At 39.0% G+C, this 16,461-nt stretch carries 10 protein-coding genes; 4 read left to right on the top strand and 6 right to left on the bottom strand.

Annotation, left to right across the window (positions count from 1 at the left end; genetic code table 11):
• Nucleotides 1–314 precede the first annotated feature (314 nt).
• Complete coding sequence (locus tag E2I05_RS22130; RefSeq protein WP_165905523.1) at nt 315–2,009, top strand: methyl-accepting chemotaxis protein; 1,695 nt, start codon at nt 315–317, stop codon at nt 2,007–2,009.
• A 207-nt stretch (nt 2,010–2,216) separates the two neighbouring features.
• Here the strand turns inward: E2I05_RS22130 and E2I05_RS16255 are convergent, their stop codons facing one another.
• The 4 genes from E2I05_RS16255 to E2I05_RS16240 all read right to left on the bottom strand — a co-directional run bounded on the left by E2I05_RS16255 (nt 2,217) and on the right by E2I05_RS16240 (nt 7,334).
• Complete coding sequence (locus tag E2I05_RS16255; RefSeq protein WP_243641104.1) at nt 2,217–3,077, bottom strand: collagenase; 861 nt, start codon at nt 3,075–3,077, stop codon at nt 2,217–2,219.
• A 76-nt stretch (nt 3,078–3,153) separates the two neighbouring features.
• Nucleotides 3,154–3,636: a glutathione peroxidase gene (locus E2I05_RS16250; RefSeq protein WP_121854246.1), complete on the bottom strand. Its 483-nt coding sequence runs from the start codon at nt 3,634–3,636 to the stop codon at nt 3,154–3,156.
• Nucleotides 3,637–3,724: 88 nt separating this feature from the next.
• The gene (locus E2I05_RS16245; RefSeq protein WP_121854245.1) at nt 3,725–5,353 is read right to left on the bottom strand and encodes a PKD domain-containing protein; all 1,629 of its coding nucleotides are present in this window, start codon (nt 5,351–5,353) and stop codon (nt 3,725–3,727) included.
• A 631-nt stretch (nt 5,354–5,984) separates the two neighbouring features.
• Complete coding sequence (locus tag E2I05_RS16240) at nt 5,985–7,334, bottom strand: RsmB/NOP family class I SAM-dependent RNA methyltransferase (protein WP_121854244.1); 1,350 nt, start codon at nt 7,332–7,334, stop codon at nt 5,985–5,987.
• 1,524 nt (nt 7,335–8,858) lie between these two features.
• Between E2I05_RS16240 and E2I05_RS16235 the strand changes: the two genes are divergently transcribed.
• Together E2I05_RS16235 and E2I05_RS16230 are read left to right on the top strand one after the other, a co-directional pair.
• Nucleotides 8,859–9,683: a reverse transcriptase domain-containing protein gene (locus E2I05_RS16235; protein ID WP_133309747.1), complete on the top strand. Its 825-nt coding sequence runs from the start codon at nt 8,859–8,861 to the stop codon at nt 9,681–9,683.
• A gap of 75 nt (nt 9,684–9,758) precedes the next feature.
• On the top strand, nt 9,759–10,139 hold the full coding sequence (locus tag E2I05_RS16230) for a group II intron maturase-specific domain-containing protein (RefSeq protein ID WP_170179634.1): 381 nt from the start codon (nt 9,759–9,761) through the stop codon (nt 10,137–10,139).
• 655 nt (nt 10,140–10,794) lie between these two features.
• Here E2I05_RS16230 and E2I05_RS16225 read toward each other — a convergent pair.
• A complete protein-coding gene (locus tag E2I05_RS16225; RefSeq protein WP_121852068.1) occupies nt 10,795–11,448 on the bottom strand; it encodes an RluA family pseudouridine synthase in 654 nt (217 codons plus the stop codon).
• Nucleotides 11,449–12,474: 1,026 nt separating this feature from the next.
• Nucleotides 12,475–14,919 (bottom strand): carboxypeptidase-like regulatory domain-containing protein, encoded by a 2,445-nt coding sequence (locus E2I05_RS16220; protein WP_121852067.1) that lies wholly within the window; start codon nt 14,917–14,919, stop codon nt 12,475–12,477.
• Nucleotides 14,920–15,181: 262 nt separating this feature from the next.
• On the opposite strand from E2I05_RS16220, the gene E2I05_RS16215 reads away from it, so the two are divergent.
• Entirely contained in the window at nt 15,182–16,447 is a 1,266-nt protein-coding gene (locus tag E2I05_RS16215; RefSeq protein ID WP_121852066.1) for an HlyD family secretion protein, read from the top strand.
• Nucleotides 16,448–16,461 lie beyond the last annotated feature (14 nt).

Below are 16,461 nucleotides of genomic sequence, written 5' to 3'. Positions count from 1 at the left end.
AGAGTTAATATCCATTTAGCGCAAGAGTCGCTTATTGTCCCTAAGGTAAAGCGAATACCTTTTTATGCCAGAGATAAGGTATAGAGTCAAAGTGACTTTGTATTTTTTGGTTTGGAAATGATTTACCAAAATATTGTTTAGACTTTTATCTTAGGTTTTCTTATCACTAATTCAATCTAAAGTTTGAAATAGGCACGCTTTACTTCTACTTTTCAATGTAGTGATGTGCATAGAGTAGCCAATGAATGATTGATTATTTTATGTGTTAAATCCGAAATTTCAGTTGTATACATTAATGGATGATGGTGAAAAAAATGGATTGGTTAAACAACATATCTTTACGCAAAAAAATTCTATTAGGCTCAGCAATTCCATTGATACTGATGTTCGCCAGTATGACGATCAGTATTTTGCAAGTGAAGAGTATCGGTAAGGATATTGTTGCCATCGCTGAGGTTGATTTACCTTTAAGTAATAGTTTGGCTTTAATAACCGAACATCATTTAGAGCAGCTGGTCGAATTTGAAAAAATATTTCACTATGGATCGTCGAGTATTTCTTCTTCTAAAATGAATGAGAAACTGAACAATGCTAAGTTGAAATTTGAAGAGCTTTATCAAAAAATATCTGTCGAATTAATCCAGGTTGCGAAAGCGAGCCAAGAGGCTGTAGGCCATGCTTTAACTGAAGAGGAAGCCAAAGAATTTGCTAACGTCACAAGTATGCTAAAAAGTATTAACGAAAAATATTTGGTTTACGTTGAGCACTCCAATGAAGCAATAGCGGCGATATCTTTAGGTGATATCGAGCAAGGTGAAAAGATTGGGCAAGAAGCCGAAGGGGAAGCTGAACATTTATCGACTCAGCTCTCAGAACTATCACATCAGATTGCCAGTTTTACCGAGCAAGCTGCACTAAGAGCCGAGCATCATGAGGAAGCTGTTATTGTTAATCTTACGGTTCTTGTAATTATTGCATCACTTTTTGGCGGGGTTTCAAGCTGGATTATTTCTCAGTCAATCAACGTGCGATTAAAAGAGCTAGTAGAGATTGTCAAACAAGTTGGAGGTGGCGACCTTACTACTAAAATAATTTATTCAGGAAAAGATGAAATCACAGATTTGAAGAAAGGTATCGGGACAATGAGAGATGCTCTGGTCAATACCCTAAATTTAATCTCTACTCAATCGAGTGTGGTGGCCAGTACATCGGAAGAGTTATCAAGTACAGCTGCAGTGAGTCTCGATAATAGCTCATCTCAACAAGCCGAAATAGAGCAACTTGCTAGTGCTATGAACCAAATGAGCACATCATCGTCAGAAATATCAGTGAATATAAACAATAGTGCAGATGCCGCAAAACAAGCTCAAAAAGAGTCTGAAAACGCCAAAGAAATGTTGGTTTTGCTAGTGAACAAAGTAGAAGAACTCTCCAGTCAAATTAAAGATGCTGAAACTACCATTCTCGGTTTGAGGCAGGATGGTGAAAGTATCAACACTGTACTTGAAGTCATAAAAAGTATTGCAGAGCAAACCAATTTGCTTGCCTTAAATGCCGCAATCGAAGCCGCTAGGGCTGGAGAGCAAGGAAGAGGATTCGCTGTCGTCGCAGATGAAGTGAGAACCCTTGCAACAAGAACCCAGCTATCTACTTCTGAAATCAATGAAACGATTGGCAAAATACAACATGGTACATCAACGGCCGTGGAAGTAATGCAAAAAAGCTCGCAACAAGTTGCTGAAATGGTTGAAGAGGGAAGAAGTGTTAATGAATCTTTAAACCAAGCAATGAACTCTGTGGTTCAAATTAGTGATATGAGCATACAAATTGCGGCGGCTACCGAAGAACAATCATTGGTTTCGGAAGAAATTAATCGAAATGTTGTGAATATCACTGATGTTGGTAACACGGTACTAGCAGGTGCTGAAGAAGTAACATTTGCAACCAAAGACTTAAGTAAAATTTCAGTAGAACTCTCAGATCTTGTGGGACAGTTTAAAATAAGTTAGTCCCTTACCAAAAAGAGCATCAAATTTTGGATAAAAAAAAGCGACCTAGTTTAGGTCGCTGTCTTCCTATTAGGAAGTTTATGATAAAAATACATCAATAAAGGGAGAATGATGATGAACAAACAAAGCTATTAACTAAGTTAAAATAATCTGTTCATTAATTATGACTGCCTATTTTTATATTGGTTCCCAAAAAAAGTAAATAATTTAAAATTGTTTTAGCCATGTAGTAAACTCAGCATCAAATTTAGTTCCCCAGCTCTTCACAAGCGATTGATAATCTTTGTACTTACCTTCTCTGGTTAGTTCAAGCATTTTTTCTACATCGGTACGATGTTTTTCCATCATGAAACGAGTGGCTAAGTAACCCCAGTGATAAATTCGCTTAGAGCCTCCGTTATTTTCGTAACTTGTATTAAACAATTCACTGAGTTTGTATTCATTTGTTTTTGCGGCGTTGAATGCGTTTGGGTGTTTATCACCTTTGCTGATGTATTCAGCTATGCCTTCTGACCACCAAACGAGATGAGGGTATGCAGGAGAAGGCTTAGGACAATATTCTGGTGCGCTGTGTGAGTCATGCAATGAGGCACAGAAATCACCGTATAAATTAAACCGGCCATCTAAATAATGGACATATTCATGAGCCAAATTCCAAATTTTACCGTTTTTTTCATAGGCCACAAATTCGGCGTGATTGTCTTGCTTATGGGGAAGGCCCTCTAGATACATGCCGCCATTGTCACTTGGCACATCAAAATGGTTTGTTACATGAGTAACATACGAATTTCTGTCGGCGTAGACATTTGCTCTCATGCTATTGTTGTTATCATCGTTCACTGGGTTACTTTCTGTTTTAAAAAAACGGTGAAATTGTGCTTCTTGTTTTGATAACAATTTACAGGCATCACTTAGTTGCTGAGCCGTAAGATCTTGAGAGCGAATTTGAATTGTAGGGCTGCATTGATGTTGCTGGTTTAACACATCATTTAAAGGAGTGTTAGTTTCTGCTAATGGTGTGCTTAAAGGCAGTAAGCAGGTTGTCAGCATAGCAAGTGTTTTTTTCATTATTGTCGTCCCTGTTAAGTAAGAAGATATTACATCGTTTTGCATACAATATAATATCTTCCTGTAAGAGTAACAACTACAATAGCGATTCAATATCTAATTTGATAGCTTCTGGTTTTGTTGTTGGTGCGTAGCGCTTTATGACTTCGCCTTTTTTGTTCACTAAAAATTTGGTGAAATTCCACTTAATTGATTCTGAGCCAAGTAATCCTTTTGCAGATTGCTTTAGATACTTAAAAATTGGATGTGTGTTGTCGCCATTCACCTCAACTTTAGAAAATAAAGGGAAAGTAACCCCAAAGTTTAACTCACAAAAAGAGGCTATTTCTTTTTCAGAACCCTTTTCTTGCTTACCAAATTGGTTACATGGAAAACCTAGCACCGTAAAGCCATCAGTTTGGTACTTTTGATAAAGTGATTCGAGTCCTTGATATTGTGGAGTAAACCCACAGCCACTTGCAGTATTGACTATGAGTAATACCTTATCTTGATAATTTCGCAGTGGTAGCTCGTCGCCATTAATATCTGTAGCCGAAAGCTCATAAAAGGATGTAGACATAGTTAGCTCTTGATAAATAAAAAAACCTGATACTCAAGAGTATCAGGTCAGCAATGTTTTCACAGTTTAAAATATAAATTTAATACAGCTAGATAGTGCCTATCGATACTGCGCTCTGAGTTTGTGCGCCGTTATCATGTGTCACTGTTATATTGTATGTACCGGGACTTGAAAATGAATGATGAATGTTACGAGCCCCTGAAAGATTACTTATGTTATCACTAGCACCATCCCCCCATTGCACAGAAAAGTTTTGGAAACTGCTATCTAGATCTCTCATACAAGAACGAATTGATACATTGAGGTTAACATTTTGTCCTTGAACATTGGCTCGCACAATTGGAGAAAGAGCCGTGCTTGGGTTTAGCAGATCAAGGAACTTTAAGTTTTTATCAAGCAAGTTCCAGTTTTGATCATGGAAAAAACGACCCTCTGCGAAAGCTCTTGCTTGTAATTTTACGTTCGCAATAGCTGAGGTTACATAATCGTCATTTCCAATGCCGTTACCATTTCCACATTGATTACCAGCATAACCATTTAAACCAATAGAGACATCTTCTTGTGTGCCTGCTCTAGCCCAAATTAAATCGTTATACAGACTCCCGCGAACCGAAAGTTTAACAAATGGTACGACTTTAGCTGTTGCGAGAACAGGGTAACTTAAGTTGTCTTTATCGAAGGCTCCATTATCTGAAAAATTTGAACTGACTTTACTGCATTTGGATTGATAGCAAGCGTATTTATAGTTACCAGTAATGTTTAGGTCTTTTTTAAGACTGATATCTCCTCTAGCCTCAAAAGCTACTTTAGATATTCCAGCGGTTACTGGTAGATTGATATCATATTGGATAGGGATAGGGCCCACAGAAAACCAACCACTGGATATGTTGCCATTATACAAATTCCATGAGGATGGGGATAATTCACCCTTTGCAACACCTTGTAAACTGATGTTTCCTGTTAACGCAAATTTTGCTTCGGCATCGATTTGACTGATTTGTACTTTATAAGGTACACAGAACTTACTTTTATATAAGTAGTTTACAGCGGCAGAACCATCAACTTGGGCATTAGCATCTACAGAATAAGAAAGGGATGCATTATTGCCACCCGTAGAGTCTGTTTTACTGAATGGAAAGTTTAATGTTTTGTGGAAGCTTTTTTTTCCATGATTAGTGCTGGAACAGCTTATTGTTTGCAAATTATTACTGTCTACCTTTATTCCTTGTGACTGCAATGCTTTAATTTCTTGCTGGCGAGCTTTAAGTAAGCCTCGCTGAGCGAGGTAGGAATTCATATCCGCTGTAGATTTAAAGTTATCTTGTTGAGCCAAATCTTTATCAATAATAATAATTTGATAAGAGTCATCATCACCAGTCGTAAAGCAGTGATCACTGGCAGCATTACAACCTCCTAGGCCACCATTTGCAAAGTCTTGGATGACATCATCACGCTCATTGAGTGGCAAACCAGCCTCTGCGGCTGCGTTTTTTGCACCTTGAGCTGAGTAGATGAAATATAAAGTTGTAGATTGTTGATCACCTTGAAAACCTTGGTTCATGGTGAATTCTTTTACCTCGTAACCTTTACCAGTCTGAAGCATCGTTGATTGGACGTTAGAAACTTGCTGACTTGTTTGAGTAGTGGCAAAAGACGCTTGGCTGATAAGTGCAAGTGAAGCGAGGGCGGCACTGCTTAGAACTTTCTTTATTATCATTTGAAACACCTTCAATCAGTTATATTAAGCGTTCATCTGTTTCACTTATAAAACTGATGAACTTGTCTCAACGCGATTTATTGAACATCGGGATATTCGCGTCGACATGTTGATAACGTGTCGAGATTTCGTGTAACAAAGATTATTTACGTCTTGGTAAGTGTTATTCTTCCCTTTTCGTAACCTTTTGATTTTTAACTTGTAACTGTTTGAGGCGAATTTGGCTGCTTCAGAACAATTATTAGGGTCTGTTGATCTTTCAGGATTAAATTTTGTGCTATTTGAGCATTTATCTGTTCAAGGCGTGAGCAGTGATGCTTAGCCATCTAAGTGAGCTGGTCACAACACAGAACAGTGAATGCTCAAAAGCATCGAAAAAAGAGAGAGCGTAAATTGGTCGCTCTTTCTAAATCAAAGGTGCTGCGTTATCGTTTTCTTATTTGGAAACGAAGTAACGACAGTTTTGTATGTCGATAATAACTAAACCTCACAAACTCAGCCTTGCATAAAATAACCAATTTATCGCTGCAAAAACAATCACGAAAGATCAACAGACCCTAGTCATTACTAGCAAAAATTTTACTAAAGCGCCATTGTCATAAAATTAATTGTTTTTAAAGTGTGATGCGGATCACGCTTTAATCATTCTGGCAACAAACATACCGTCGCTATTGGCTTCATACGGCCAAATAGTCAGCGTAGAAGCCTCTTTATTAGTGAAAGGATTAATAATTGGCTCTAAATTGAATTCAGGATTATTTGCTAAAAATGTTGAAACAACATCTTCATTTTCAGCTTTAATTATTGAGCAAGTCGCATAAATTAATCGTCCACCCTGTTTCACTGCCGCGCTACTTTTAGTAAGAATATCAAGCTGTAGTGCAGAAACGTCGTCTAGTGTTGATAAATCATCCGTCCAACGCATGTCAGGGTTACGTCGCCAAGTGCCTGTGCAGCTACATGGCGCATCAACTAAAACGCCATCAAAATGTTCAATAGGAACAGGAATATGCTCAGACGCCCAATGCTTAATTTGAATATGATTCACTTGAGCGCGCTGCATACGTTTATAAAGCTCATCTAATGCTTGTTTTCTAATATCAGAAGCCACGACTTCGCCTTTTCTATCAGTGTCTTGTGAGTACATCATTGCCGTTAGCTGTAATGCTTTCCCGCCAGCACCGCTGCATGCATCCCACCACAGCTCATTAGGTTTAGGATCACATACATGCCCGATAGTTTGTGACGCTAGATCTTGAATCTCAATTTTACCTTGTTGATAAAGCTTTAATTGATTGAGGTTAAGGCTTTTGTGCCCTAAGTTAATTGCGTCAGGAAAGTGGGTACTTTTGTTCGCATCGAAATCCTGTTTATTTAAACTTTCAATGATATAGCTTGTTTCAGCGTATTGAGAACGTGCCCAAATAGGAGGACGTGATGACATTGACTCAACTAAAGAAAGGCTGTTTTGTTTATCAAGGGCGTGATGTTTCCAAAAACTTTCTGGCAATAATTCTGTTAATTTGAATTCAATCTCAGGGTATAAATTTTTAATAACCGCTAATGGAGTGTCGATATCGTTTGAATGAGTTATTAACTCATGCTCAACATTGGCTAATTCACCCCATGCCTTAATTACTATAGGCCAACTTTGTTTTTCTAAAAGTGCTGAACTCAACATGACTGAAAGCCAATGGGAATCTACATCTGCTCTTGATTGAATCGGTAAAGTTTTACCTAGCCAGCCCCACCAGCGAAACATTGCAAATAAAGTTTCACGTATCACGCGACGGTCTTTTGAACCATGCTTTTTATTTTCTCTGAAATAATGAGCTAACACACGATCTGCCGGTTGTTTGCTGTCCATTATCTGAGTAAATAAACGATGAATAGTGAGGGCATAACTTAAAGCTCTTTTTTGAGCGGGAGTTTGCGCCATCAAAGAACAAGTTTGTTGTGATGAGACCTGAAAATCAGTCATAAAATGGGCCTGAAGATGTGAAAGCGATAAATGAGCAAGAATTTTAACATTGATCGAAATAAGAAGCACAACACTTGCTGCCTGCTTCTTATATCCATTACATAATTAAATGCTCAACTCAGAGCTATGTATGCGCTCAAAGTACAAACGAAATTGGTGAAAACCGCCGATAGTTATCTGCGTTGAGATAATTTTGCGAAGTATTCTTTATAAAGCAAAGTGTGCGCATACAAGCTCCCGAAGGGCAAGGCTAAAGGGTTCCATTACTGCGTTGCACGTTCTTGAACTATCCCGATAAAAGCACTAAGTGCGTTGAACGCCAGTTTTGTATGGCGGCCGTAGGGAATATAAGTACCTGACGATAAATTATTAAATATTTTGCTCATATCTTAAGCACTTTACAGCGTTGTGTCTCAGGTTGCATAGCTACGGCTATGCGTCCCTCCTCACGTCTTGTATTGCACTCAAACTATGAACCTAAACATGAACCTAAACGTTCATGATAGGCATAGATGTCACATGCATTTACTTTGGCTACTATTTTTCTATCACCCTACACCATGAAAATTGTATTCGCTGAGATTTGAAGATTATTTCCAACCTAAGCTAAAGGCGAAGTGATTTTTAGCTTTTATGCTTTCACTAACAGGCTTGGGAATAGGTGTTAGCGGCTATTTTCACGGTAAAAACATCAGTTGAACGCTGAGTATATGAGTAACTGTTTGAGCAATTGGATGATTTTATTATCATGGCTTTCACCTAATGAGTGAAGTGCTCTACGCTTACAAGCTTGCTAAAATGGCTGCTATCTGCGTTGTAACTTTTGCAAGTAGAATAACTACTTGCTGCAAGCTACGCCTTACTATCAGCCATTTTTTCTACGCTTGAGAACGTAGTCAACTGATGTTTCTAGGGAGCGCCACGAAGCGCTTTATTCTGTTGCGGGATTTGTCTCAACGTATACGCAGCCAAGCGATTACATGGCCATAAACCAGAGACAGCAACGTTATTATTTATAATAAGTCCATCAGGTTGAAACGTACCTGACGGGATAATTACCAGTTCATCCCGAAATCTGACGGGCATGCATAATGGGTAACCGCTATGACATGAAGCCCTGTGACAAAGGCCTTGAATAAAGGTTGAGATGCAATGTAGGCCGCAGCATCAAGCGAATTCAGTTAAGCGTCGTAAATCAAAAAATGAAGATGGGGAGTCTTTCCTAGTTGACGAACCCTGACACAAACAGAGAAGCAACTGGTAAATGCATCTGTTTGATCTTCCGGCGTAATATGAAGTGGCATGTATTGAAGGAAATAAAGTGAACGTGGGAGAGCCTGAGTGTTGGAAGGTAGTGACTTGCACTATCCGAATATAAGGTAAACCGAAATTTCAGATAGGGCGCTCAGGCAGTCGGATGAGCCCATAGTACCGTTAACCGTGAAGACAACATAACTTTACATCAGGGAAGGGGCTCAGTGTTACACCCGTTTTTTAACGTAACTTTTGAGGTGAAATTGCCATATGGCTAACACTCCAGTAAATATCAGAATATTACAGCGAAAACTTTACTTACGCTCAAAGCTTAACTCGGAGCTTCGATTTTACAGCTTGTACGATAAACTCAGTCGCCTAGATATACTCGAAGAAGCCTATCGACGATGCAAAGCCAATAAAGGCGGAGCAGGAATTGATGGCATCACATTCAGTTATCTAGAGCAGCAAAAGAAAGTCGTTGCGCTGTTAAAAGAAATTCAAACTCAATTACAACAGAAAAACTATCGACCTAGCCCAGTCAAACGAGTAGAAATACTCAAAGACAACGGCAAAACGCGGAAACTTGGGATCCCGATAATCAGTGACAGAATTGTGCAAATGGCGATGACAATAGTGATGCAACCCGTCTACGAACCTCATTTACATGAACACAGTTATGGTTATCGTCCATGTCGAAGCGCCCAGCAAGCGGTAAAAGTCATTGAAATGAGCCTAAAACAAGGCTATCAGCACGTACTCGATGCTGACTTGAGCGCCTATTTCGATACCATTCCGCACGCTAAGTTGATGACAAAAATAGAAAGGCGAATAAGCGACAGCAGCTTTCTGAGTTTACTGAAAAGCTTTATCAAAGCGCCCATCAGCATAGAGACGGTCAACGGGAAATGGCGAATAGAAGCAAGCCGATGTGGCACTCCACAAGGCGGAGTTATCTCTCCACTACTGGCTAACATCTATCTCAACGATTTCTGTTTGAAAATACACGAAAAAACACCGTGTAAAATCGTTACCTATGCAGATGATTTTGTTGTACTTCATAAGCAAACCTACACACAAGAGCAACTGGACTGAATAACACAGCAATTAAGTTATGAAGGTCTGAAGCTAAATCAAAGTAAAACCCACTGTGTGGATATGGGAAAGCTGATGAATGAGTTTGATTTCCTCGGTTTTAACTTTCAACGGATCACAGGCCTCATCAAAGGCACCAGTTACATTAAGATACAGGCGTCTAAGAAGAGCCAAACAAAGCTGAAAAATAAACTCAGAGACATAGTGAAGCATCGAACCTCAAATACACTTGGCGTACTGATAAATAAAGTTAATCAAGTTCTGAGGGGATGGAAACACTATTTTGCTGGGATAGGTTATCCCAGAGGTGTATTTTTCAGAATAAATGGATTTGTAGTAAACCGGTTCTATCGCTGGCATCGTCGCTTAAGTCAACGTCGAAGCAAGTATCTATCACGAGGTGCTTACGAAAAATTACGCCAAGCTGGTCTTGAGTATTTACCCACGACAAGATGATAAGCAAAGTGAAGGGGCTGAGAGAAGTGTAACAACAGAGCCGTGTGAGGGAAAACCTCATGCACGGAATCGAAGAGGGGCTGCTGGATAAGCGATAGCGAAGCCAGTAGCCTACTCTACATGAACAAAAAAAGTACTCAATAACTTATACTCAGGTACTTAGGGACGCTGCGGAAGAAAGTATACCGATGAATCCTCGTCACTCCAGCGCAGGCTGGAGTCTAGTGCCTTTAAGCTTTTCTATAAAAGTCACTGGATACCAGCCTTTGCAGGTATGACAAAAAAAATTTAAAATATTGATTGGTACTTTCTAAATCGCTAGTTCCCTTAGTACTTCGAACATGCGCTTTGTACTGAAAACCTTTATCTCTTGCTGAGTGAGAGATTAATTACTGTAATTGGTATAATACGGGTATGGATGTTGCTGCTGTATAATCCTAAATAAATCGGTTGGAAGCGTTCATATACGCAGAAAAAATTACTGATAGCAAGGCATGAATAGCAGCAAGTAGTGGTTACCGACAGTTTTGTATGTCGGTAGTCTAGTGTCTTTGCTTTTTTCTATAAAAGTCACTGGATACCAGACTTATGTGGACTTCGCTGGTATGACAAAGATTGGTACTTTCTAACTCGCTAGCTCCCTTAGTGAATATAATTAAAAAGGGTGTTTACTGAAGAATGTCATTTCTTTACCAGTGTACGGATGAAAGAAAGTTAAACGTTGTGCATGTAAGCTCAAACGATTTCTTAAACCTGCAATACAGGGTGAACCATAGAAATTATCGCCAAGAATTTGGTGTCCTAACTCGTGCATATGAACACGTAACTGGTGAGTTCGCCCAGTTTCAGGCATTAGTTTCACTAAAGTAATACCTTGCTGTTCATTCAACACTTGATAATGGGTTACAGCACTTTTACCTAGCTCTGTCGCAATTTGAAATGGCGGATTGCTTTTATCTGGGCCAATCCTTATATCAATGGTGCCAATTTTACTTTGTAATAGACCGCTGACCTCTGCGATGTATTCTTTTTTTGTTAATTTATTTTGAAACTGAGTTTTGATACTCGATTCCGCTTTTTTATTTCGAGCAAATACCATTATTCCAGAGGTGTCGCAATCAAGCCTATGGAGTAAAATAGCTTCAGGGTATAGTTGTTGAAGCCGAGTAATCGCACAATCGTGAGTGTGAGTTGCTCTGCCTGGATTTGACAATAAACCTGAGGACTTGTTAATAACAATAATGTCTTTATCGGTATAACGGATATCGAGCCATGGGATTAATGGTGGATTGTATTCAAAGATTTGCATTTTTGTGTCTCAAAGTGGTCTATCTAAATTTTACCATTTTTTGAGGCTAGTAATACCAATTACAGTAATTAAATGCTCAACTCAGAGCTATGTATGCGAACAAAGTACAAACGGAATTGGTGAAAACATAGTTATTATCGACATACAAAACTGTCGTTATTACATTGCTGCGTTGAGATAATTTTGTGAAGTATTCTTTATCCTAGAAACATCAGTTGACTGCGTTCTCAAGCGTAGAAAAAATGGCTGGTATTAAGACGTAGCTTGCAGCAAGTAATTATTCTACTTGCAAAAGTTACAACGCAGATAGCAGCCATTTTAGCAAGCTTGTGAGCGTAGAGCATTTCACTCATTGGGTGAAAAACATGATAATAAAATCATCCAATTGCTCAAACAGTTACTCATATACTCAGCGTCAACTGATGTTTAGGTTTATAAACCAAAGTGAGCGCATACTAGCTCCCGAAGGGCAAGGCTAAAGGTTTCCATTACTGCGTTGCACGTTCTTGAATTATCCCGACAAAAGCACTAAGTGCGTTGAACGCCAGTTTTGTATGGCGGCATTAGGGAATATAGTACTTCGAGCATGCGCTTTTACTAAAAACCTTTATCTCTTGCTGAGTGAGAGATTAATTACTGTAATTGGTATTAGGGGGCTGTTGAGCTTTTAGGATTAAATTTTGTGCTATTTGAGCATTTATCTGTTCAAGGCGTGAGCAGTGATGCTTAGCCATCTAAGTGAGTTGGTCACAACACAGAACAGTGAATGATTAAAAGCATCGAAGACAGCGTAAATTGGTCGCTCTTTCTAAATAAAAGGTGCTGCGTTATCGTTTTCTTATTTGGAAACGAAGTAACGACAGTTTTGTATGTCGATAATAACCAAACCTCACAAACTCTGCCTTGCATAAAATAACCAATTTATCGCTGCAAAAACAATCACGAAAGATCAACAGACCCTAGCAGTAAAGACAAATAAAAAAGGGTGAAGTATTACCTTCACCCTTTGAGTATGTGCAGTACAATTTATGGATTGTTTGCAGGTGGTAATAGTTCAGCCGGAATAGCTACTGGCCTTGCGCTATCTTCGGTGCCGACTTTAGTCCATTTTCGGTTATCAATTGCAGAATAAACAGTATTACCTGTTACCGTACCAGCTGTTGGTAAAGTGTCAGACAGCTCATGGAATTGATGATTATGGACTACAAAGTATTGGTTTCCTTTAATACTTTGAATATCCCATTTTCTTTCATGCCAAATTTTACAATTCCCTGTTTCACTTGGAGTGAATGCATCGGGTTGGCAAGATTGAGGATTACCAGGCTCTTCAGGAATTGTGGCCTGCGAATAACGACGGATAGTCAGTATTCCATCACTTCCAATTTCCCATTTACCTGCTTCAATGCTGAACTCGCTATTTTCGAGTTGATCATTATCATTTGCATCTTCAGTTTTTATTGTAACAGCAAGGCCATTATCTTTAAGCTCAATCCAGAAGTGCTTATTTGGCGTATCCATATTCCAGTTCAAGGTATAAATACCTAAAGCATTCGTTGCTGACCAAGCGGTATCATCTTCTTTCTTCAATAGGTAACTACTAATAGGTGTAGCTCTTGTGGCTTCACCCTCACCTGGTGAAGTTAACATGCCATTGATGTATAACGGTGAAGTTTCACTGAAGAAGGCAAAATCGAATGATATTGGCTGCCCATTAACGTTAGCTTCTAGATGATTATCATTATTAACTTGAGCCGTAACAGGAATTGTTTGAGTTGTGAACTCATTACTGTTATCTAACTGATAACGAGTGAGACTCGCATCTGAATCAGCATTAAAGTTTAATTTCATAATGCTTCGGCCGGAGCCTTTATATTGATCATCAACATAATTTGGTACTCCAGAATTCACAATGTCATCCTCAGTCATCCCACTTGGCGTTGGAATGGTGTACTCAGCATCTGTGGTATCAAAAAATTCATTGGGATCTTTTAATATGCTTTCTTTAAGCAGTTGAGCACCAAAAGAAGGAGTAGAAACTGCAGTCGCATCAGTATTATCAGTCGCATTTTCTGGTCTAGTTACATGAGTATGTTGCACCGAAACTTGAGCCGAATCGCCTGTTGATGACATCATTCTAATTAAACTGCTCGTTCGAATCACCTCAAATGCTTCAGTTGAAGATTCAGGTAGAACGACGGTATTATCGTGCGACAAAACACCATTGTCACCGTAAGTTAATACTAATCCGCTTTCATCGATTGCCCATGTAATATCAACAGGTGATACATCGAGTGTTCGGTTTCTTAACACTCCAGAATTGTCTGAGTTAAGGGTGAGTCTGTCACCTTCGAACATATTGTCAGAGGCTTTCAAGTAAAAGTTGCCGGTAAGTGTAGCCGCGTTACCGACGTTGCTTGTTATTAAGTCAGCATCACCTTCGATAGCAGAATTAGCTTGGTCATATTCATCACTGTTGCTTTGCAGCGCAGATAAAATGTAAGCTTGAACTTGACTTAAGTCACTCACTAAATCAGCTGTGTCATCAGAGCCCTCTGGTAAACCAGGAGCACGATTTCCAACCGTTTGTGGTTGCTGGGCGTCATCGGAAAAGTCAATCACGAGCTTAATAGCAGTGGCTAAAGGCATAACCATGTCAGGCTCATACTCTAGGCTGCTTTTTTCAAATTCAGCGAGGGTATCAATTTCATTGCCATTATTTGCGTTTTTCATTAATGCATCAACAGCGGTAGAAACGTTAGTAACGTTCACTGTAAATAGGTCATCTTTGGTTACAACATTGGTAGTTTCATCAGCCGCTTGTTGGATTTGTTGTACGCTACCAACATTGGAAATTAAGCGAATATTTGAACCTTCTTCCGCACCTAATGCTGTGATTTTTACAAAGTCATCATTTCTTGATGCATCGTAAGTTAATGGGAATTCATAGTTACCTTCTGCATCGGCAGGAACTTCAATAGGATCATCATCACCAACAACAATAGATACCCGAGCGTTTGGAATTGGGCTGTCGGTGACTCTGCCTCTAACTGTAATAACTTGAGGCGTTGGTTCAGCTACGTCGGTAATTGACACTGTAGCAGTGGCGACTGCTGTTGCGCCATCATCGTCAGTAACCGTTACTTCAAATACCGCGTCAGTATCTTCAGATACACTCGGTGCGGTGAATGTCAGCGTACTTGAAGTTGTATTGGAAAGTGTAATGTCAGGGCCTGCAGTTTTACGCCAAGAGTAAGAAGCGATTTGACCATCCGTGTCAGATGCGGCAGCAGTTAGAGTTGCTTCAGTGTTTTCTGCAGTAGTAATATTTGCAGCAGTTACAACAGGAGGTAGGTTAATTGGTGTATCTGGAATAATAGTATTGTCATCATTATCATTGCCACCACAGCCTGATAATACGGTTGAAATAATTATAGCTAGTGGTAGTAACTTAGTCTTTTCTAAAGCACTCATTACATCGACTCCTTGACTTGAGTAAAAAAGAAATTTTACAAATGTTACTTAGTTATAGGTTATGAAATAGCCAATCTCAACTTACTGGGTTGTTTTTAGTGTTGATGCAAAAGTGCTTATAGTTGAACATATAATGTTTGATTTTGAACAAGCTTAAATATCAATTATTGCGCGCGCTAATTAATCGCATGAAAATAAAGGTTTTTTATTTTGGCATGAATCTTTCTTTAGCTTAGTTTATGTTTTACCACAGCTGAAGAATATGCAGATAGATTTAAATAAGCCGAATAAGTTTAACCAAATAAAGAAAGTGATTATTGGTACCCTTTTATTGTTAATCAGCGTGTTTTCGATTTGGCAATTAAATCAACAACCAATACCTTCAATTTCACGCTCACAATTGCAAACCGTCGAAGTTCAACGAGGTGACATTGATATTATGGCACCAGTATATGGCGAATACTCATCCTTATATGAGAGGTTATTGAGTGCTCCAGTTAATGGAAAAGTCGTAGAGATATTTGTGAGGGCGGGAACCGATGTAAAACCAGATACGGCAATAGCACGCCTAAGTAATCCAGATTTAGATCAGAAACTGATTGAAGAGCAAACCAATCTGGCGCGTATGCAATCAGAATTTAAGACGTTCAAATTACAAAAGCAAAGTCAGCAACTTGAAGCTGAATCTCAATTATCAGAAATCAAAAGTCAGCTACAAGCGGCGAAGCTTGAGCTCGATGCCAATCTAAAACTCGCAGAGCACGGCATTGTGGCAAAAATAGATTTAGAGCGTGCGCAATTAACTTATATTCAGCTAGAAAAAAAGTTGAGTTACAGCCAAAATCTTTATCAAAAACAACAGCAGATGCACTTGTTAGAAATAGAGCAACAACAGAGTTTGGTTCATATTCAGGAGCAGCAATTCGAATTAACCCAAAATAAAATAAAAGATTTACTGATTATTGCGGGTATTGAAGGCAGTTTGCAAAGTCTAGATATTGAACTGGGTCAACAGCTTGTACTAGGTGTATCAATTGGAAGAGTTGGTTCCAAATCAGAGCTAATGGTTCAACTTAAACTACCACAGAGATTGTCAGGTAAAGTGAGTTTAGGTGCCTTAGTTGAATTAAGGAATCCAAAAGGAAGCTATACCGCGCGGATCTCCCAATTAAGTTCAATCATTGAGTCAGGTTTTATTAATGCTGAAGCCATACTCGAAGGTGACTTGCCAAGTAATATTCGACCAGCACAACCCGTAAATGCTTATGTGTTTGTTGAACATGTATCCAATGCACTATTTGCTGAGCAACAACCCGGTTTAGTGCCCATATCAACTCAAACGCTTTATTCCTTACCACCTGATTTGACACAGCTTGAAAGTAATCAACTAATGCAAGTGAATGTTGAGTTTGGTGAACTCACCAAAGGAAAAGTTATCATTAATAAAGGCGTACAAATAGGGCATCAAATCGCCATTAATGATTTAAGCCACTGGCAAGAGTTTAAAACAATAAACATAAAAGAATAAATACAGAAAATAAG

Origin of the sequence: Parashewanella spongiae (assembly GCF_004358345.1) — a bacterium.
Classification (GTDB): Bacteria; Pseudomonadota; Gammaproteobacteria; order Enterobacterales; family Shewanellaceae; genus Parashewanella; species Parashewanella spongiae.
This window is presented reverse-complemented; position numbering and strand designations above follow the sequence as displayed.

Bases quoted from the DNA above. Each gene is read 5' to 3' on its own strand.
- E2I05_RS16230 (WP_170179634.1), top strand. From the start codon at position 9,759: ATGAATGAGTTTGATTTCCTCGGTTTTAACTTTCAACGGATCACAGGC.
- E2I05_RS16220 (WP_121852067.1), bottom strand. From the start codon at position 14,919: ATGAGTGCTTTAGAAAAGACTAAGTTACTACCACTAGCTATAATTATT.
- E2I05_RS16250 (WP_121854246.1), bottom strand. From the start codon at position 3,636: ATGTCTACATCCTTTTATGAGCTTTCGGCTACAGATATTAATGGCGAC.
- E2I05_RS16245 (WP_121854245.1), bottom strand. From the start codon at position 5,353: ATGATAATAAAGAAAGTTCTAAGCAGTGCCGCCCTCGCTTCACTTGCA.
- E2I05_RS16240 (WP_121854244.1), bottom strand. From the start codon at position 7,334: ATGACTGATTTTCAGGTCTCATCACAACAAACTTGTTCTTTGATGGCG.
- E2I05_RS16225 (WP_121852068.1), bottom strand. From the start codon at position 11,448: ATGCAAATCTTTGAATACAATCCACCATTAATCCCATGGCTCGATATC.
- E2I05_RS16255 (WP_243641104.1), bottom strand. From the start codon at position 3,077: ATGAAAAAAACACTTGCTATGCTGACAACCTGCTTACTGCCTTTAAGC.
- E2I05_RS16235 (WP_133309747.1), top strand. From the start codon at position 8,859: ATGGCTAACACTCCAGTAAATATCAGAATATTACAGCGAAAACTTTAC.
- E2I05_RS22130 (WP_165905523.1), top strand. From the start codon at position 315: ATGGATTGGTTAAACAACATATCTTTACGCAAAAAAATTCTATTAGGC.
- E2I05_RS16215 (WP_121852066.1), top strand. From the start codon at position 15,182: ATGCAGATAGATTTAAATAAGCCGAATAAGTTTAACCAAATAAAGAAA.